The organism is Paenibacillus sp. Soil787 (genome assembly GCF_001429545.1).
Classification (GTDB): Bacteria; Bacillota; Bacilli; order Paenibacillales; family NBRC-103111; genus Paenibacillus_E.
Map to the genome: position 1 here is coordinate 133,713 of NZ_LMSP01000002.1, position 19,097 is coordinate 152,809.

Below are 19,097 nucleotides of genomic sequence, written 5' to 3' on the forward strand. Positions count from 1 at the left end.
AGGAGATGCGATCTATGATCACCTTAGGCTGGACATTAGTTATCCTTTTATTTGTAGTGGGCATGATCGGTGCGGTTTATCCGGTGCTGCCTGGTGTGTTAGCAATTTATGGAGCTTTTTTCATCTATGGTTGGTTGATCAGCTTTGAGCCGTTCGGATTCTGGTTTTGGCTTATTCAATCCTTGATTGTTATTATCATTATGGTGGCTGATTACGCAGTAGGTGCGCTTGGGGTAAAGAAGTTTGGAGGCTCTAAGGCGGCTATCATTGGTAGTACAATTGGTCTTATCATTGGACCTTTTGTTATTCCAGCTTTCGGTTTAATCATTGGCCCCTTCTTAGGCGCAGTGATTGGTGAAATCATCATTGGTACGTCGTGGAAAAAGGCGATAAGTGCCGGTGTCGGCTTTGTACTTGGTTTCTTTGCAAGCAGTGCAGTGAAAATTGCGCTGCAGCTGGCGATGATTATTATCTTTTTTATCTGGGTCTTTTAATGGAATGAATATTGTAAGAGAGTAGGAACGGACTTGACGAAGGAAACCAAAGATTCTCTAGTAAAAGGGACGCTCATTCTCACCGTGGCCGCGCTAATAGCGCGGTTTCTCGGCGTTTTTCAGCGAATTCCGCTGGTGCATTTGCTTCATGAGGAAGGAATGGGCAGTTATTCCATAGCTTTTAATCTATATTCGATCTTGCTTGTTGTGGCAACAGCCGGTATCCCAAGCGCTCTAAGTAAAATGGTCTCGGAGAAATATGCGATAGGAAGACCAGCAGAAGCACAGCGGATTTATCACGCGGCCATATGGTTTGCAATCGTTGCAGGAGTTGTGATGACGGCGATTCTGTATGTCTTTGCTCCGATCTATGCCGAACAGATCTCACATGGTGGACCGGATGCCACACTAGCTACCCGCGCTATTGCGCCAGCCATGCTGTTCTTTCCGCTTATTGCCATTATGCGGGGGTATTTCCAAGGCAGACAAAACATGATGCCTAACGGGATTTCACAGGTTGTGGAACAAGTATTCAGACTCGTAACCTCAATTGGACTTGCATTTATTTTATTGAACATTAGCTTAGGTTGGGGAGTTGCGGGTGCATCTTTTGGAGGAGTTATGGGAGGGATAGCGGCACTTGCCGTTATGCTTTACTATGCCTTCAAGCTTAAGCGTAGAGATGTGCAGTCAAACATAACGGCCGAACAGATAGCTGCGGGAAGCACCCAATCGCCACAATCACATACACCAGTTCGTTATAGTGAAATCTATCGCAGCTTACTGAAGCTGTCGATTCCGATCGTTATTTTCTCAGTAACGGTTACACTTGTATATGCAATCGATACTTCGATCATCATACCGCTCTTAGAAGGGACTATTGGCAGAAGCGAAGCACTTGGTCTTGTTGGTATTATAGGAGGACGTGCCCAGTCCTTAGCGGGGATTCCCATTATTTTGGCCATCGCGCTTAGTCAATCCGTCGTTCCCATCATCTCAGCGGCCTACTCACGTAAAGATCTGAAACAGGTTGGCCACCAGACAACAAGGGTGCTTCAACTCTCGATTCTTTCCGGGTTGCCGGCCGTACTGGTAATCGCCATTGCTGCCCGTCCATTAGACTTCTTCATGTTCGGGCATGAGGATACCGCATTTGGCATGAGTCACGGACCTTATATGATTTCACTCCTCACCTTAGGTGCTATGTTTCAAATTGTGATGCAAACATCGGGCGCTGTCCTAATGGGCATGGGCCGGATGAAACCGCTGATGACGCACGTTGCTGCTGGTATTGCGGTCAAGCTAGCAGGTAGCTTCATACTTGCACAGTGGTTTGGCATCTATGGAATCATCGGCTCAACGGGTCTTTGTTTTATTGTTATGTCTTGGCTCAATTTACGCTCGCTTCGTCAAGAAGTCGAGTTTACGATCCTCGGACGTCGGTTCATCGGATTACTGTTTTCTATCATTGTCATCGTCATCCTCGGTCTAGGGGCAGAATGGCTTACACATACGTATGTGCATCCAACTCGCTGGTATCGACTAAATGAAGGAATAAATGCTGTACTTGTTTGTGGCTTCACGGCTGCCTTGTATCCATTGATGCTGATGGTAACACGCGTTGTAACGAAGGACGATGTGAAAAACTTCCCATCGCCAGTGCAAAAGCTTATCGGCAAAGCAAGTCGACTTATCAAACGTTCTTAGCCGTAGCCAAGCTGAGTCACCGAATCACTTTCTTAATCGCTTGGGCTGCTACTATGCCTAACTCAATCTTGCTTAAACCAAAGTACACTTCTTTCGTTAAATCATAAGGAATCGGTACAGGAATGGAGCGCATATGCACCAGTGGCTCCTTCACATTGTTGAACCAGTCACCGGGCTCTACAGGGGCCAAGCTCCTGTCAGGCCATACCGATGTAAGCTTAGGACTATAAAACGGCTGTGTCTCTTTCTTAAGGGCGCAGCCATCCAGCCTCTCCTGATATTTCATATCGGGAGGGGTTTTTCTTATTTGGGCAAACAGGTGAGGCCAGTAATCAGAACGTGATCCAGTGTGTGGAGTTGCGGCCGCAAATCGAAGCACACCTTGTAGTACTTCCGGTGCTCCGAAAAGTATCGCATACAAGCTTTTTCCGAATTCGATACGTTCTGTTAAGTTAGCGAAATTCTCAAGTATAAGTCCAGCCAGATGCGGCGGAGGTGCTTGGGTTTCGCTGGAAGCGTGAAAAAAGGGAAACCCGATTTGATTCAATTGCAGCCAGGCTTGTGTTTTGAATAAAGGCGTATTCAATACGTTTTGCTGAAATTGTTTATTCTTTACGATTCGTTTTTCGATGTAGTTTTGCTCATTAACAATAAGTGCAATGGTAAGCGCGGCCGATTCTTGATTCGTCCAGAAGTCGTTCCAAACAGGGACCATCCAGGACGAGATGTCCATATGCGGAAGGAGATGAAACAAACTCATCTTTCGTTTCTTGCTTTCGTGGTAGAGCAGCAGCTGAGGATAAGCATCTTGAAAAATAAGACCGTTCGCTCGTTCCAGAAAAGCAAATAGATGCTGGGCTAATTCATTGTTTATCAAATGCGGCAGCAGCTCCCCGCGAAGATCGGTCATGCACCAACCCCCGTTCCGGGAAACCATATGGGCAAGCAGTGCCCAGTGAAGCTCCGGGTGATCCTGGTAGCATAACCAATACGCGTTAGTTCGTGTCACATTATTTCTGTTTTCCCGCTGGGTTCGTTCCTTGATTCGATGCACAATCGCGTTTTCGTCTGTGGTGAGAGGAGAGCAGACGACACCGCTTTGAAGCAGATCTACTTGATGTTTTAACCCCTTTTCCAGCCGTTCTACGAATGCTGTCGTGACAGGAATTGCCTCCAAAGGGTCAACTAGTTTAGCAGAGGAATCCAAAAGCACCGATGCTTGCTGTTTGAACAGCTGTGCGACTGCGTTCGGCAGTCCTCTCATTTTGCTTAGAACACCTTTCCTGTTCTTACCACTTGGTTTGACTGTTCCTCCCAACACCAATTACCTCCCAACCTTCACCGAATCCTTGCCTCTAGTGTTTGCTTATTCACTTACAGGTATGTGGGAACAGGGCCAAATATGGCTATGGCTTCCAATCTGTTATTACCTAGAGGAATTAGAAAGGTTAGTTGTACAGCGTACAACAATTGGATAAGCAACCGAATTCCTAAAGCCACTCAGTCGATACTTAGAAACTTATAAATAGAAAAACCTTGCGATAATTAATCGCAAGGTCATATTACTCACTCATCCGTCTTTTCGGAAGTGGCTTGTTCTGTTCCAGGTTTAATCAAACGTCCGGTTCGATGAAGCGCTTCGCGCAGCAAATACTCGATATGACCGTTAACACTGCGGAATTCATCCTCCGCCCAACGCTCCAAAGCCTCGTACAGCTTAGGATCAAGTCGGAGCGGGAAATTTTTCTTAGGAGCCATAGTCGGTCCCGTTAGTACAACGAACCGGTATTAATGACCGGACTCGCTGAGCGGTCCGATACAATCGCAACAAGGAGATTGTTAATCATGGCCGCTTTCCTCTCTTCATCCAAGTGAAGACCTTCGGATTCCAAACGAGCGATAGCCAACTGAACCATACCGACAGCGCCATCAACAATAATTTGGCGAGCGGATAAAATAGCAGAAGCCTGTTGGCGTTGAAGCATGCTACTTGCAATTTCAGTCGAATAAGCAAGATGCGTCAGGCGGGACTCGATGACCTCTACACCTGCTACAGACAGACGCTGCTGCAGTTCAAGGCTGAGCTCAGCGGCAACTTCATCCGCATTGCCCCTAAGTGAGTAGCCTTCGCTTTCAAAACGGTCATAAGGATATTTGCTGGCGACATGACGCAGAGCCGTTTCACTTTGGATTTCAACGAACTTTTCGTAGCTATCCACATCAAAGAGGGCCTTGTAGGTATCGACTACTTTGAACACGATAACGGCCGCGATCTCGATAGGATTTCCTTCAATATCGTTTACTTTGAGTTTCACACTGTTAAAATTGCGCACGCGCAATGAAATTTTCTTTCTGGTTGAAAAAGGGACAATTAACCATAGGCCGCTCTTCCGAATTGTACCCAAGTAGCTGCCGAAGAAGGTGATGACAGAAGCTTCATTCGGATTAACAGCAGTGATCGTTGAGACGAATATTAGCCCCAGAATAATAAGGATGATACCCGGCATAATTCGTTCTTGCGTAAGAAGGAAAACGCCAATTCCACCGCCGATAATAAATAACAATAAACCGAGAAAACCGTTCAACGACCAAGCATTCGTTTCTTTCATTCTTGCACACACCCTTTCAAAAATTATATCTTTTTGATATTCATATGATATCACTTTTTACTTTTAATGTAAATCCACTCCTTCCAAAGTGATGTTATTTTCTAATCTTGAAGTCCAAGGAAAATAAAGATCGTTAGTGGAAAATAGAGTTCGTTAGTGGATGTTTACTTTTGTGAACATCCACTTTTTCGCGTTTAAGGGGTCAGGAAATACGTGCGGCCTGCCGGATTCAGATCTTTCACGGCGATGGAGCTTTCTTTGACTCCTAGAGCCAGGACATTATATCCTTTATCAAAATTGTACGGCGAACTGCTGCTCCAGGTAATGCGCACATCACCGTTCTGCGCTGCGCCAAGCTGCAGCTCAACTTGATCGTGCCGTCCGTCAGCCGCTCCGCTCTAGCGGATACGGGGCTGAGCTGCTGCTGTATGAGCTTCGTTCCATTCTCCTGCCGTCTGAATCATAGTCATGCCCAGCATGACCGTCGCTGCTTGTACCGCTAACCATTTTTTCATTGGAAGTCTCCTGTCTTTTGTTAAGGATTTGGTGCAATACTTCAGTCAGTAGCGTTAGGGCGGAATTGTTTTTGGAATATTTCGAGTGTGTAAACGTTCTGTTAATCTTTGAAAATTCAATCTGCGATCAAATCGCTGCAAAACCTATAAAGTCGGGCAAAAACCCAGCTAATACGCACTCAAGCGCCTTTACTGATCTCAACAATTTCTTATCATTCGATTGATATTCAGCTTACATACAACCTACATAATAGATCTTGTCAGCAATCCCATATTGGAGAAAAAGGAGCAGACCATGCAAACCAAACTACCTATCGAATCGCAGTGCGCAATGTTGGAGGATCCCCGTTTTATTACAAGCAAACGGCCATGGTTCGGCCGGCTGCCGGAACAATTAACCGGCGATTACTCATTTGCCGTCGTGGGCGACCGCTGTGGCATGGCTACAGAGGGCGTATTTGAAAAAGCGCTTGAGCTGCTCAAGGACTTGAAGCCGTCGTTTGTTCTGGCGGTCGGCGATTTGATTGAAGGTTACTGGGCGAGTTCAGGGCCTGCGCATGAGGAATGGGATGAGTTGGATGCAAAGGTTCAGGCGACGGGCCTGCCGTTTTTCCCAACTGTCGGCAATCATGACTACGGCAACACCGTGATGGCGGATGTGTGGAGTGAGCGCAAGGGAATGGATTACTACGCTTTTCGAGCTGGCGATGCCCTGTACATCACAATCAATACTGAACATACGCCGGATGAGCTGCCTGAAGCGTTCGTAGATGTCATCAAAACCGTAACGGAGCAAATCAAGCGCGACCCAGCGGGGGCGAAAACGTATTTGAAAGCGTTCGGCGAGGCGCTCACGCCGGAGCAACTGCAAGGCATGTCGCAGATCAAGATGACGATCGGCGAAGAGCAATTTGCGTTTATCGAAGATGTGCTCAAAGAGCATCATGATGTATCTTGGACGTTTATCAATATGCATAAGCCGGGCTGGAAAACAGGCAGCGAAGAGTTCTGTCGATTAGAACAAATGCTGGCCGACCGCCCGTACACGATATTTGCGGGGCATCTGCATGAGATGGAATATACCCGCGAGGGGAACCGTGAGCTGATTCAATTGGGCCGCACTGGCGGACTACCGCACGGGGAAGAGGAGGTTGGTGCCAATGCCAACTTGCTGCTGTGGGTTACGATGCGAGCAGGCGTTCCGACGTACCGCGTCGTTCATCTGGACAGCGTACAAGACATAGCGGGATACCCGCCAAATACAGCCAAACACACAAAGGAGTAGATAATCATGGAATCCGTTTTCTTCTTACATATTACCGACATTCATATTAATAAGGCTGACAAGCAGCCGCTTTTCGGACTCAACATGGCAGACAAGCTCCACAGCATTTTTGCAGACATCGGCAAGCTGGAGGTGAAGCCGGCGTTTGTCGTCATCAGCGGGGATTTAACGCATGACGGCGATACGGAAGATTATCGTTATCTGAAAAACTTCCTGGAAACGGAAGCGCGTGCGCTTGGCGTACCGATTCATGTAGCGCTCGGTAACCACGATACCCGTGAAGCATTTCGCGAAGGATATCTGGAAGAGGAACCCTCGGACGCTTCGTATTACTACAGCTTTATGAGCGGCGGACTTCGCGTGGTCGTCCTGAATACGCAGGTACCGGGCAGTCATTACGGGTTTGTGGACGCTGATCAGCTGGCTTGGTTGAAGCAATTGCTTGCCGAACCGGCGCCAATCGGCACGATCCTCGTGCACCATCACCCGGTTGTGCTGACGCCGACCGCGATGATGGACAGCCATCTGCTGCAGAACCCGCAGGAGCTTGCGGCGGCAATTGAGGGCAGCGATGTGATCGGCTTGCTGTCGGGCCATATTCACTTTCACAATATCGGCGTACTAAATGGCATACCTTGCGCTTCGGCGGACGGATCCGCCTTCGGTCTGGATCCAATGGCAGAAGGCTGCATGCGGATGCTGGAGCGTTCCGGCTTTAACTACGTCCTCGTGAAAAACAGACATATGATCGTCCAGCCGATGACGATGCCGGGCGAGCAGCGCGTGCTCGCCGAGTACGACTTGAAGAAACTGCAAGCCGCTCACAGTTAATTAATCGAAGAGAGGGAGAAACAATCATGTCTAGAAAAATAAAATTAGCCGGTATGGTAACACTGGCGATGCTGACGACAGCGGCCTGCGGGACCGCGAATCAGGAGACGACCGGTTCGGCCAATGCCGGATCGGAGAAGGCCTCAGGTCAACCAACGAAAATTACGTTCTACAGCTACAACCTGGCGATTGCGAGCCAGAAAGAAGGCGTGCTGCAGCTGATCTCTGAATTCGAAGCGGCTCACCCTGACATTAAGATCGATCCGATCGCGATTGCCTCGAACGAAATTAACACCAAAGTGCAGGCCGATATTGCCGCGGGCTCGCGCCCGGACGTCGCGCAGCTCGTCTTTGACGGGCTGGACTATGCCGTGCAAAACTACGGTGCGAAGGCGCTTGAAGATGTTGTGCCTGCCGATGAGCTCAAGAAGAACTTCGAAGGCTTCTCACCGAACGGTCTGAAGCTCGGACAGCTGAAAGGCAAAACGTACGGCATGCCGTACACGTTCAGCACTCCGGTTCTGTTCTATAACGTGAAAATTTTCCAGGAAGCGGGGCTCGATCCGAACCAACCGCCAAAGACATGGGACGAGGTTAAGCAAGCTGCTTTGCAAATCACATCTAAGTCAAAAGCTGCGGGCGTTCATATTCAGGGCATGGCAGGCGCAGACTGGGTCGCACAAGCGCTGGTTGGCAGCAACGGCGGCAAGGTACTCTCCAATGACCGCAAAACGATTCAGTTCGGCGAGCCGGAAGCTGTAGGCGCGATTAAAATGTGGCAGGATCTTATTCAGAGCGGCGCCCACGATAAATTGAATGACGGCGAAGTAACGCAATCGTTCAGTGAAGGGAAGCTCGGCATGCTGCTTACGACCAGTGCGCTGCAGAGCGGCTTTATCGCCGCGGCGAAAGCAGGAGGCTGGGAGCTGAAAAACGCAGCGATGCCGTCCTTTGGCAGTAAGCCGACGACGCCGGTAAATTCCGGCAGTGCCCTGTTTATTTTGTCGGACGATAAGGCGAAGCAGAAGGCATCCTGGGAATTCGTTAAATTTGCAACCAGCGAACGCGGTTATACGATTATCACGACTAAAATGGGCTATCTGCCGCTGCGTCCAGCTATTGTTGATGATGCCAAATATTTAAAGGATTGGGTTACGCAAAATCCGCTCGTAAAGCCGAACCTGGAGCAGCTTACGCGTCTGCAGCCTTGGGTGGCGTACCCTGGCGCTAAATTCAGCCAGGTTGAGTCCACTTTCTTGGACGCCGTGCAGAAATCACTTCAAACAACTGGTGATATTACGCAAATCATGCAGGATGCGCAGAAGCGTGCGCAAACGCTGATTCAATAGCCGTGAAGGGAGATGCAGAGCCGCTTCGCGAAGCGGCTCCATCCCTTTTCCAGCTTGAGAAAGGAGCAAAGAACATATGAATAATTCTTTAGCGGGAATTGCGCTGAAAGAGCGGTCCAAACCCGTTCAGCGGGTTCGCCGAAAGCGCTCGCTGCGCTGGACCATGCCGTGGCTCTACCTGCTGCCGGCCATCCTGTCGATTGGCTTCTGGGTCTACCGTCCGCTGCTGCAAACGGTTCGCCTCAGCTTCTATGAGTGGAACATGCTGCCGACCTCGCCGCAAGTCTGGATGGGGCTGAAAAATTACCGGCTTCTGTTTCAACTACCGGATATGAGCCAAGCTCTGCTCAACACGCTGATTTATACGGTAGGCGTCATCCCTTTCGCGCTTGTTATCCCTCTGGCGATTGCGATTGCTACGGATAACATCGGCAAGAGGTCGCGTACCCTTTATCGAGCGCTTGTTTTTGTGCCGATGATTATGGCGCCGGTCGCCGTATCTGCGATCTGGAGCTGGCTGATGAACCCGATGGGCGGCTTGATCAATAAGATGCTGATGGCGTTGCACCTCGTGCAGGACCCGATTCGTTTCTTTTCCGATTCGCACTGGGCGATCTGGTCGGTCACCTTTATTACCGGTTGGAAACTGATCGGCTTCAGCACCTTAATTTTCTCGGCTGCGCTATCCGGGCTTAACAAGGAATACATCGAAGCGGCAAGGATAGACCGCGCAGGGCGATGGCAAATTATTTGGCACGTGCTGCTGCCGCTGCTGTCGCCAACGATTATGTTCATGGCGATGCTTAGCACGCTGTTCGCTGCCGAATGGAGCTTCTCGTACATCAATGTCTTGACGCAAGGCGGCCCGATGAATTCCACGACTAATATTTACTACCTGCTGTGGACGTACGGCTTCAAGACGTTCTCCGTCGGATCGAGCTCGGCGGCGGCGGTCGTTGTCGTACTCGGTTCGAGCCTGATCGCGCTTGGTTTTATGAAGCTGTCGAACAAGCTGTCGTTCTACGATAACTAAGGAGGAACCGAAGTGAAGAAAGCGTCTCTGACCGTTTCCCGCAAAGCGCTGACCGGCAAGCATATTCCGCTTATTGCGCTGAGCCTGCTGGCTGTCTTTCCGTTCTACTGGATGCTGAATACATCGTTCAAAACGGCCGGCGATATTTATTCCACCTCGCTGCTGCCGAAGCACTGGACCTTCGACAATTACATCTATGCCTGGAAAGCGATCCCGATGGCACGCATGATGGCGAATTCGCTGACTGTAGCCGTCGTACAAACCGCTACACAACTGCTAACGAGCGTGCTGGCCGCCTATGCATTTACCCGCTGGCAATTCCGCGGGCAGACGATCGTATTTGCACTCATTTCCTTGACATGGCTGGTGCCGTTTCAGGTAATCATGATTCCAAACTATGTTGTCATCAGCGGCTGGGGGCTGCGCAACCATTTGCTGGGTCTCATCATCCCGAACATTGTCTCGGCCTTCGCCGTACTGCAGATGTATCATGCTTTTAAAACGTTTCCCAAAACGCTGATCGAAGCGGCCCGCCTGGACGGCGCTTCCGATTGGAGTGTGCTGTGGCGCACGTTATTTCCCAATTTGAAGGCGACGATCGCCTCAACCGGCGTGCTGCTGTTCATCTCAGCGTGGAACGATTATTTCTGGCCACTGCTCGTGACGAATAAACCGCAATTTTCAACTCTGCAGATCGGTCTGCAATCCTTCATGTCAACGGAAGCCAATCAATGGGGCCCGATGATGGCGGCAACCACCATGGCTAGCTTACCAATTCTTGTGATTTACCTGGCATTGCAGCGACATATTATCGATTCTTTCATAAAAGGCGGCTTGCGTTAATGAACTCATTTCTACCCGATGCACGGGATGCATCAAACCTATTGGGCTTGGCTAAGCCTTCACTTGAAAAATTAGCCTATCAACAAATTCGCGAGAATATTATCAATGGGCACTTTCTGCCGGGCACGCTGCTATCGGAAAATGAGATGGCCGAGCATCTCGGCATGAGCCGTACGCCGATTCGGGCGGCGATTTCCTTGCTGGAGACCGAAGGATTCGTGGAATCGATCCGGGGACGGGGTGTTTTCGTAAAAGAGATCTCGTTTCGGGAGTTTCACGACATGTTTGAGTTACTAGCTTCTATGCAGTTGTACAGCCTTGATATCGCGGCGATTCGGAAGCTCAGCTTCGATCTGCCTGAGTTGGAATACCATCTCATGCGGCAGTTGCGCGCTTCGGAAGAAGACGACTACCGTACCTATTATGAAAGCGGGCTTCTTTTCATTGAAACCATGCTGCTTCTGATAAAGAATGCGAGCATGCTGCAAATTCTCGAAAAAATTAAAGGCAAGTATATGTTCAAAATTATTTCGTACCGAAAGCTGCATGTCCACACGCTGCCGAAGCCGCAGCAAGCGGGGCATTTCAATAAACGCATCTATCAGGCGCTTTCGTCCGGAGATATCGACGAGGCTAAGCGGATCGTCCATGAATTAATTGAGCAGATGCGCCAGCAGTTTCAGTCTTTATACATTTAGAATGGTAGTCAGTCCATTATCCTACTACAGAAATGGTGGTTATACGAGATGAATCCAATCGTCAAGGCAGGTGAGCGCGTTCTTTCGGTTGAAGGCGCCTATAATGTACGTGATCTAGGCGGTTACGCCACGAAGGACGGCAGAACAACGAACTGGGGAACGTTCTATCGTGCGGACGGCTTGCACCGGCTCTCGGAGGAAAGCCGCACAGATTTGACGGGCAGAGGCATTGTCAACGTTATTGATCTGCGGCATGCCAAAGAAGTGGAAGAGAAGAAGAACGTATTTGCAGAAGACGAGCGTGTCAGCTATCACCACATCTCCCTTATGAATCCGACGAAGTTGGCAAACAGCCAGGTGTACAGCCTAGGTGACCTGTATGTCAGCTTGCTGGAAAGCTCGCAAGCCGAATTGCAGCAAATTTTCGCCATACTGGCGGAGAGCAGTGACTCAGCGGTGCTCTATCACTGCACGGCCGGCAAGGACAGAACCGGCGTTGTTTCTGCGCTCTTGCTGGAGCTGGCCGGCGTGTCTCAAGAGACGATCCTCGAGGACTACAGCTTGACGGCCGTCTGTTTGACGCCGCTTATGGAAGAGCTGCGCCGCGATCGTCCGGAAGGAATGCCTGCTGAGATGTATGAGCATTTTATCGGCTGCGACCCTGCCAATATGGTGAAGATGCTTGGGCACCTCGCGGAGAAATATACGAACGCCGAGCATTATTTGCGCGGCATCGGGATTACCGAGGTGCAGCTTCAAGCGCTCAAGGCACGCTTGATCGGCTAAAGTACAATACCCGGTAGTTGCCCGGGCATGATAATAGTTAGGCACACTGTAAGGCTGTCGAATTTCGGCAGCCTTTCATACACCTATTTATTTTAACACGACACCGCGTTAATGTTTTATGGTAAAAAGATGCAAAGAGAACTAACAAACTTTATTTTCCAGATTTATCGACACTAGTGCTCAAATGTGTTCCTCAGTAATAAACTTACCCTAGGCAATTTCATTTATAACGAAATCAAATAAGCCGCGGAAATATTGAGTTATCATTAACAAACTTTATTTTCCTGCATCAAAAACTCTAATCTTGACACAAATCATAGGACGTGCTATAAGTTAATAAATTCTAAGCAGTGAGGTGCTCGTCATGAATAAAGTATCCAATGAACAAGCTTTTCAAGAACAAATCTCGCAGCCCACGTTGACCATTGCTGTATTCAAAGCAAGTTGGTGCAAAGACTGCCACTATATCGAACCCTTCATGCCGGCAGTGGAACAAGCTTATGCTGGGCGTATCACTTTCATCGAGCTAGACCGCGACGAAGTATCTGATCTTTGTGAACAGTTGAACATCCTTGGCATACCAAGCTTTATCGCTTTCCGTGGAGGCCAAGAGTTGGTTCGTTTCGTCAGTAAACTACGCAAAACGCGAGAAGAAATTGAAGAGTTCCTGGGCCGTGCAATCGAAGTATCTGATGCTTTAAAATCATAAGCACAAAATCGTAAGCTCAAAAATCTCTCTTCTGTAAAATGGGGCCAAATTTGACCCTATTTTACAGAAGAGAGATTTTTTTAACCCAAGTATATATCTAGGATTGATCCAAAAGTTGAAACATTGAATGTCTTATGAACTTCTGGGCGGCCTTCCGCGTGGTTTCGGAGCTTTGTAACAATTGCGAATGGATTTGCCTACTTAATAAAGCTATAATTGAGAGCGGAACAACATCATTCGACATGATTAACAGAAGTCACGACATAAAAGTAGGTGCAATCATGCAAAAATTGATTCAAAGATTAGCGAATCTTTCGGCCATCGGCATGTTTCTTATTCTTGCAATGGGTGCCTTAGTTACGAAGGCTGACGCAGGTAGAGGGTGCGGAGATGAGTGGCCCCTGTGTCATGGGAAATTCGTCCCGGCACATACGATTTCATCATTCATTGAGTACAGCCATCGATTGGTTGTCGGCATTGTGACGTTAATTCTGGTTGCTACATTCATCCTTGTATTTCGTTATGTAAAACGTAGAGATGCCAAATTTTTCATCTCTGCTACGGTATTGATGACGCTAATTCAAGCAGCAATGGGAGCTATGGCTGTCGTTTGGCCGCAATCCTCACTCGTGTTGGCACTGCATTTTGGTTTATCTTTATTGGCCTTTGCTTTTTCATTGCTATTAGCCATTGTTTTTACACCATGGGGGCAATTCCAACGTGATACGGCCATTCGGAGCAGCTTTAAAGCCCTTGTATGGATCACGACGATTTACAGCTATGTCGTTGTTTATCTGGGTGCATTCGTTCGTCACACCGTTTCATCAGGTGGATGTTCGGGCTGGCCTTTATGCAATGGGGAAGTAGTCCCTGAACTCAGCGGGGCAACGGGTATTGTCTTTACCCACCGTGTAGCAGCATTGCTGCTTTTTATATGTATTTTGTTTCTTTACTTACAAGCCAAACGCTATTATCATGACTCAGACAAGCTGAGGTTTGGCAGCAAATGGGCGCTAATTTTAGTGTCTCTTCAAGTGATTAGCGGAGCCGTTGTGACCTGGTCAATGGGGAATGAAGTCGCTTATTTATTTACCGGCATGATTCACGCGGTTATTGTTTCTTGCATGTTTGGATTCTTATGTTATCTATGCGTACTTACGCTATATGACCGCAAAGCTTACTAGGCGAGCTCCTTAGAAGCACGGCTGAGCAGCTTTTGCGGAAGAGGAGGCCTTCTGACGCGGAAGGCTATTTCCTTTTTACTTACTGATACTCATCTACAATCTCACAGTTAAAGGTGGAACAGACATTACATGGTACCAACGAATCTACGAGTTTTTCTAGACATTTTGCGCCGCGAAAATCAACTGATTGAAATCTCTGCTCCCGTAGACCCGAATCTAGAACTTGCCGAGATTCATCGCAGAGTCATCGATGAGCAAGGTCCAGCCTTGCTGTTCACGAATGTCAAAGGAAGTTCATTCCCTGTCGTCTCGAATCTGTTCGGGACAACACGACGTGTTGATCTTGCCTTTGGTCCAAAACCGGAACAATTCATGAAAGCGGTTATTAACGCTACAAGCACGTTAATGCCTCCAACACCGCAAGCACTCTGGGGCGAACGTGCCCTCATTATGGATCTGCTGAAGGTTGGAACGAAGAAAGTACAGCAGCACCAAGCGCCGATTCTCGGCGGCTTGAAGCAGGATAACCCACTCGCAGGACTGCCTGTCCTGACGAGCTGGCAAGATGACGGCGGCCCGTTCGTCACGCTGCCGCTCGTCTACACCGAGCATCCGGACGGCGGTCATCATAACCTCGGCATGTACCGCATGCAGGTTTATGATGACTTCACTACCGGGATGCACTGGCAAATACATAAAGGCGGCGGCTTCCATTACCACGAAGCCGAGAAACGCAACAAGCCGCTGCCCGTTACGGTGTTCCTGGGCGGCCCGCCTGCGCTCATCGCCTCGGCGATTGCGCCGGTGCCCGAGCACCTGCCCGAGCTGATGCTCGCTTCGCTCATCCTCGGCCAGAAGCTCCCCATGGTGGAGAACCCCCATGGGGGGCACCGCCTCGTGGCCGAGGCGGAGTTCGCGATATGCGGCTCCGTACCGCCGCATACGAGACGTGCCGAAGGGCCGTTCGGCGACCACTTCGGGTATTACTCACTCATACATGATTTCCCGGTTTTCAACGTGAATCATGTATGGCACCGCAAAGACGCGATCTACCCGGCGACGATCGTGGGTAAACCGCGCCAAGAGGATTACTTCCTTGGCGAATTCCTGCAAAGACTGCTCGAGCCCGCGTTTCCGATGGCGATGCCGGGGGTTAAAGACCTCTGGACGTATGCAGAGACCGGGTTCCACCCGCTCGCAGCTGCCGTCGTCCGCGAGAGCTATAGCCGTGAGGCGCTTGGCACGGCATTCCGCATCTTAGGCGAGGGTCAGCTGTCACTCACCAAGTTCTTGATCGTCACGGACAAGCCGACGGTCTTAGCCAACTTCACAGAGCTGCTTGAAACGGTGCTGGAGCGTTTTGACCCGGGTCGTGACCTATTCATTTTCAACAAAACATCGCATGATACGCTTGATTATACTGGTGGCCAGCTTAATCACGGAAGCAAAGCAGTCCTTCTCGGTACAGGCGACCCTGTACGCGAGCTGCCAAGAGCCTACACCGCCGGAGAGCTGCCCGAGATTCACGATATCGCCGTTTACTGCGGCGGATGTCTGCTTGTCTCAGGGGCATCTTACGAGGCGGAGCCGGAGCTGCCACAGCGTCTGCTGGCGAATGCAGCCAGCCGCTTAACCGAATGGCCGCTAGTCATCTTAGTGGATGACGCTAACGGCATCGCGCACGACCAAACCAAGTTCTTATGGACCGTATTCACTCGTTTCAATCCGGCAAGTGACATGTACGCGCAGTCCAGCGTGAATCGTCATCACATCGCTTACGAGGTTCCGATTGTCATTGATGCTCGTATGAAACCGGGATACCCAGATGAGCTGTTCCCGCGGGAAGATATCGTGGAACTCGTGGATCGCCGCTGGAAGGAATATTTCGCATGAATGCGGATCGGTTCCGTTCCTTTTATCCACATGCAGGGTTTGTTCTGGTGTATATCCTTTGGGGCATTAATTTAGCTTCTCTAAAGATTGGGGGAAGAGAGTGGGACGCCCTCGTTTTTAACGGGTTACGCTTCGCGAGTATGATTCCGATGCTGTGGGTCTATACTTACTTTTATTATCGATCGCGTTCGCTGAAGATACAGATGGCTGGTAGAGATCTTCTCCTAATATGTGGATTAGGCATTCTCAATGCTATTGGCATGGAAGCCCTTCTGCAGTATGCCTTGCAGTTTTCTAACTCCGCGAATGGCGCTGTATTAGGGCGCGGCTTCATGCCTGTCATAACCGTTCTTTTCGCTTTAATAGCCGGTCAAGTGAGGCTCACATGGCGCATCCTAATAGGCATTCCATTAGCACTATGCAGTGTAATCGTCATTGTCTCAGGCGGGGTTGATGGATTCCATCTTGGAGGAGAAACGTTCCGTGGGGATATTCTATTACTGATGCGCAGTGTTATGGGAGCCATTTATCTCATCGGTATGAATCGACTTGTACTGCGCTATCCGCTGCCGCTGTTGATTTCGCTCGAAATGACAGCGGGGGCGCTTTCGCTGCTGCCCTTCGTGCTCTGGCGTGCAGACGCCGCCTATTATGCGGCCATCTCTTCGACAGGCTGGATCAGCTTAATTTACACTTCCTTGTTGGCTACTGCCTTAGGATTTTCAATACACAACTGGAGCTTAGCGAAGCTAGGGCCGTTCAAATCCTCCGCTTATGGATACTTACTTCCTGTAACAGCCGCGATTGCAGGCTACATCTTTTTGCACGAGTCTATTTCTCTGTATCAATGTATGGGTGGTGTTGGGGTTTTGGTAGCTATGTATTTGGTACAACGGGATCGTTCACAGAAGGTGAAACAGACTCAGCTAAGCGATCCAGCAGCAAGTCTATAACCGAACAAATTTGCTAGGATGAAAAAGGGGTGTGCCCGTGCTGCGAGTATTGTTCAATGAACCGAAACGAATCGAAAGCGGACTTCTTCTAGACGCCGGCAACGCGGTGAGAACGTATATTCAGCTGTTGGAATCTAAAGAGAATAGCCGCTTAGCTACAGAGTACCCCAAGTATCATAGACGGGCGATCTGGAGCAAAGGGTTTATCGATGCCCTGGATGAGCTGGAGCAGAGCAAATATTGCTGTGAGCGATACGCGGAGCATATCAGTAAGGCATTCTTGGAGGAAATGAATCTGCAAGAGATCGAAGAATATCATCGTTTTGTGTATTTTTATAAAAATGCCTTCATTCGCTTGTTTTCGATCTTGGACAAATTGGGCACGTTTATGAATGATCTATTTGAGCTGAAAACAGAGACGCTTAAGTCTAGGTTCTCATACTTTACCGTACTGCGCCGCATGCATGAAAAGCATATTCACGGATCCTTAGAGATCCAGCTTTATAATCTCAAAATGGACTATAAATCCGCATTAGATCGCCTGCGCAATCAGCGCAATATGGAGATTCATTATATTAACGCTGAAATGCTGGATGATCTTATGCAAAAAGAACCAATTCCAGGTGAACGTATTCACGTTGAAAATGTGAAATCCAATATCGCCGATTTGCAGCAGGGATTTGAAATGGTTTGCCGAACCTTAACAATAGCTTTCTCTTATATTACGGCAAGTATTGCAAAGGGGTAAGAGGACCATGGAATTAAGAGGCCGAACGGTTCTGATTACAGGCAGCGCCAAAGGCTTGGGCAAAATGACTGCGATCTCCCTAGCACAGCGGGGCTGCCAGGTAGCTGTCAATTATGTACATAGTGAAAAGGAAGCCGCTGAGCTCGTCCTTCGATTGGAAGATCTGGGTGTTCGCTGCGTGGCCGTCCAAGGCGATGTCGCCAAACGCGAAGATATTATACGTATGGTGGAACTAACGACCTCTAAGCTCGGTCCGATTGATATTCTCGTGAATAATGCCGGACCTTTCTTCAGAGAGCGGCGCTTTTTCGCTGATTATAACGTCGATGAGATTGAGTATCTGATGCGCGGCAATTTGCTCGGCGTCATGGAGCTTGATCACCTGGTTCTGCCTATGATGCGGGAGAGACGCTGGGGACGAATCATCCATTTTGGATTCGGCAAGGCGGCTGAAGCTAGGGGCTGGACACATCGCGCTGTATACGCGGCGGCTAAGGTAGGCTTAGTTTCCTTCACGAAGACATTGGCCGAAGAAGAAGCGAGTCATGGAATCACTGTCAATATGATATGCCCTGGCGATATTCGAGGTAAGAACAAAGAACGGACGATGCAAGAAGCACGTCTGGAGGCTGATGGGGAAACACCGGTGGGCAGACCGGGTACGGGTGAAGATGTGGCTAGAGTTATTGATTTCCTTTGTTTACCTGCCTCCGATTTCATTACTGGGAATATTATGGATATTTCTGGGGGCCTCGATCCGATTCAGCCATTGCCAGTACTTAATCAGCGTAAAAACTAGTCCTTATCACATAGGCAAAAAGAGCTTACCATAGAGGTAAGCTCTTTCTTATGATATAGTCGTATTTAGAATACCTGTACGACTTCTGTTATGCCTTCCACCTCTTCAACCAATGCGCGTTCAATACCAGCTTTCAACGTGATTGTTGAGCTTGGGCAGCTGCCGCAGGCACCCATAAGTTTCAGCTTCACAATACCGTCTTCTACATCAACGAGATCTACGTCACCGCCATCGCGTTGTAAAAAAGGACGGAGTTTATCTAAAACCTCAAGGACTTCATCATAAATTACTTCTTTTGTTTTTTCAGTCATTTGATTCATCTCCTTTCTTCTATTATTATATTACAATAATGTTTAAATGAAAATGGTTTTCAATTTGAATATCAACATAAGGTGGAATTTATATAATGAGACCAATCATTGAGTTTTGTGCCAGTAATATGCACCATGGAACCGATAAAGTCATGAAAGCTTTAGAACAAAACCCTGACTTCGACGTCATGGAATACGGCTGTCTAGGCAATTGCGGGCAGTGCTATATGGAACCTTATGCGCTTGTGAATGGCGAAATCATTGCAGCTGAAAGCGCTGATGCTCTCCACGAGCGCATTTTAGACCGTATTAAAGAAATAGAAGCGATGTACGAATTACTTGGAGACTAA

At 48.8% G+C, this 19,097-nt stretch carries 20 protein-coding genes; 16 read left to right on the forward strand and 4 right to left on the reverse strand.

The annotated features are described in order from the left end of the window. The first annotated feature begins 14 nt into the window (after nucleotides 1–14). Together ASG93_RS05275 and ASG93_RS05280 are read left to right on the forward strand one after the other, a co-directional pair. Nucleotides 15–494 carry a DUF456 domain-containing protein gene (locus tag ASG93_RS05275; protein ID WP_056829574.1) on the forward strand — a complete coding sequence of 160 codons (480 nt, stop codon included), beginning with the start codon at nucleotides 15–17 and terminating at the stop codon, nucleotides 492–494. A 33-nt stretch (nucleotides 495–527) separates the two neighbouring features. Beyond that, nucleotides 528–2,201, forward strand: a complete 1,674-nt coding sequence (locus ASG93_RS05280) for a polysaccharide biosynthesis protein (RefSeq protein WP_056829576.1) — start codon at nucleotides 528–530, stop codon at nucleotides 2,199–2,201. A 16-nt stretch (nucleotides 2,202–2,217) separates the two neighbouring features. On the opposite strand, the gene ASG93_RS05285 is transcribed toward ASG93_RS05280, so the two are convergent. From ASG93_RS05285 to ASG93_RS05295, 3 genes are all read right to left on the reverse strand, one after another. Continuing rightward, nucleotides 2,218–3,519: a DUF2515 family protein gene (locus tag ASG93_RS05285; protein WP_056829577.1), complete on the reverse strand. Its 1,302-nt coding sequence runs from the start codon at nucleotides 3,517–3,519 to the stop codon at nucleotides 2,218–2,220. Between the two features lie 248 nt (nucleotides 3,520–3,767). Further along, the gene (locus tag ASG93_RS05290; RefSeq protein ID WP_056829579.1) at nucleotides 3,768–3,959 is read right to left on the reverse strand and encodes a hypothetical protein; all 192 of its coding nucleotides are present in this window, start codon (nucleotides 3,957–3,959) and stop codon (nucleotides 3,768–3,770) included. An 11-nt stretch (nucleotides 3,960–3,970) separates the two neighbouring features. Beyond that, on the reverse strand, nucleotides 3,971–4,810 hold the full coding sequence (locus ASG93_RS05295) for an SPFH domain-containing protein (RefSeq protein ID WP_056829581.1): 840 nt from the start codon (nucleotides 4,808–4,810) through the stop codon (nucleotides 3,971–3,973). 846 nt (nucleotides 4,811–5,656) lie between these two features. Between ASG93_RS05295 and ASG93_RS05300 the strand changes: the two genes are divergently transcribed. From ASG93_RS05300 to ASG93_RS05360, 13 genes are all read left to right on the forward strand, one after another. Next, on the forward strand, nucleotides 5,657–6,610 hold the full coding sequence (locus ASG93_RS05300) for a metallophosphoesterase family protein (RefSeq protein WP_414858841.1): 954 nt from the start codon (nucleotides 5,657–5,659) through the stop codon (nucleotides 6,608–6,610). A 6-nt stretch (nucleotides 6,611–6,616) separates the two neighbouring features. Then, nucleotides 6,617–7,441: a metallophosphoesterase family protein gene (locus ASG93_RS05305; protein ID WP_056829585.1), complete on the forward strand. Its 825-nt coding sequence runs from the start codon at nucleotides 6,617–6,619 to the stop codon at nucleotides 7,439–7,441. 26 nt (nucleotides 7,442–7,467) lie between these two features. After that, a complete protein-coding gene (locus ASG93_RS05310; RefSeq protein ID WP_056829587.1) occupies nucleotides 7,468–8,790 on the forward strand; it encodes an ABC transporter substrate-binding protein in 1,323 nt (440 codons plus the stop codon). 76 nt (nucleotides 8,791–8,866) lie between these two features. After that, nucleotides 8,867–9,823, forward strand: coding sequence for a carbohydrate ABC transporter permease (locus ASG93_RS05315; protein ID WP_056829589.1), 957 nt, complete (start codon nucleotides 8,867–8,869; stop codon nucleotides 9,821–9,823). 12 nt (nucleotides 9,824–9,835) lie between these two features. Then, nucleotides 9,836–10,666 (forward strand): carbohydrate ABC transporter permease, encoded by an 831-nt coding sequence (locus tag ASG93_RS05320; protein ID WP_056829591.1) that lies wholly within the window; start codon nucleotides 9,836–9,838, stop codon nucleotides 10,664–10,666. Further along, complete coding sequence (locus tag ASG93_RS05325; protein ID WP_056829593.1) at nucleotides 10,666–11,364, forward strand: GntR family transcriptional regulator; 699 nt, start codon at nucleotides 10,666–10,668, stop codon at nucleotides 11,362–11,364. The genes ASG93_RS05320 and ASG93_RS05325 overlap by 1 nt, the downstream gene beginning before the upstream one ends. Nucleotides 11,365–11,412: 48 nt before the next feature. Then, a complete protein-coding gene (locus tag ASG93_RS05330) occupies nucleotides 11,413–12,150 on the forward strand; it encodes a tyrosine-protein phosphatase (protein WP_056829595.1) in 738 nt (245 codons plus the stop codon). A gap of 364 nt (nucleotides 12,151–12,514) precedes the next feature. After that, nucleotides 12,515–12,859 (forward strand): thioredoxin family protein, encoded by a 345-nt coding sequence (locus tag ASG93_RS05335; RefSeq protein WP_056829597.1) that lies wholly within the window; start codon nucleotides 12,515–12,517, stop codon nucleotides 12,857–12,859. Nucleotides 12,860–13,140: 281 nt separating this feature from the next. After that, on the forward strand, nucleotides 13,141–14,043 hold the full coding sequence (locus ASG93_RS05340) for a COX15/CtaA family protein (RefSeq protein WP_056829598.1): 903 nt from the start codon (nucleotides 13,141–13,143) through the stop codon (nucleotides 14,041–14,043). A gap of 129 nt (nucleotides 14,044–14,172) precedes the next feature. Beyond that, nucleotides 14,173–15,936 carry a UbiD family decarboxylase gene (locus ASG93_RS05345; protein WP_056829600.1) on the forward strand — a complete coding sequence of 588 codons (1,764 nt, stop codon included), beginning with the start codon at nucleotides 14,173–14,175 and terminating at the stop codon, nucleotides 15,934–15,936. After that, complete coding sequence (locus ASG93_RS05350) at nucleotides 15,933–16,889, forward strand: DMT family transporter (protein WP_056829602.1); 957 nt, start codon at nucleotides 15,933–15,935, stop codon at nucleotides 16,887–16,889. Before ASG93_RS05345 ends, ASG93_RS05350 begins: the two co-directional genes overlap by 4 nt. A gap of 37 nt (nucleotides 16,890–16,926) precedes the next feature. Continuing rightward, nucleotides 16,927–17,637, forward strand: a complete 711-nt coding sequence (locus ASG93_RS05355; protein ID WP_056829604.1) for a Cthe_2314 family HEPN domain-containing protein — start codon at nucleotides 16,927–16,929, stop codon at nucleotides 17,635–17,637. A gap of 7 nt (nucleotides 17,638–17,644) precedes the next feature. Then, nucleotides 17,645–18,436 carry an SDR family oxidoreductase gene (locus ASG93_RS05360; RefSeq protein ID WP_056829605.1) on the forward strand — a complete coding sequence of 264 codons (792 nt, stop codon included), beginning with the start codon at nucleotides 17,645–17,647 and terminating at the stop codon, nucleotides 18,434–18,436. A gap of 65 nt (nucleotides 18,437–18,501) precedes the next feature. On the opposite strand, the gene ASG93_RS05365 is transcribed toward ASG93_RS05360, so the two are convergent. Next, nucleotides 18,502–18,747, reverse strand: coding sequence for a NifU family protein (locus tag ASG93_RS05365; RefSeq protein WP_056829608.1), 246 nt, complete (start codon nucleotides 18,745–18,747; stop codon nucleotides 18,502–18,504). Between the two features lie 95 nt (nucleotides 18,748–18,842). Between ASG93_RS05365 and ASG93_RS05370 the strand changes: the two genes are divergently transcribed. After that, nucleotides 18,843–19,097, forward strand: a complete 255-nt coding sequence (locus ASG93_RS05370; RefSeq protein WP_047681593.1) for a YuzB family protein — start codon at nucleotides 18,843–18,845, stop codon at nucleotides 19,095–19,097.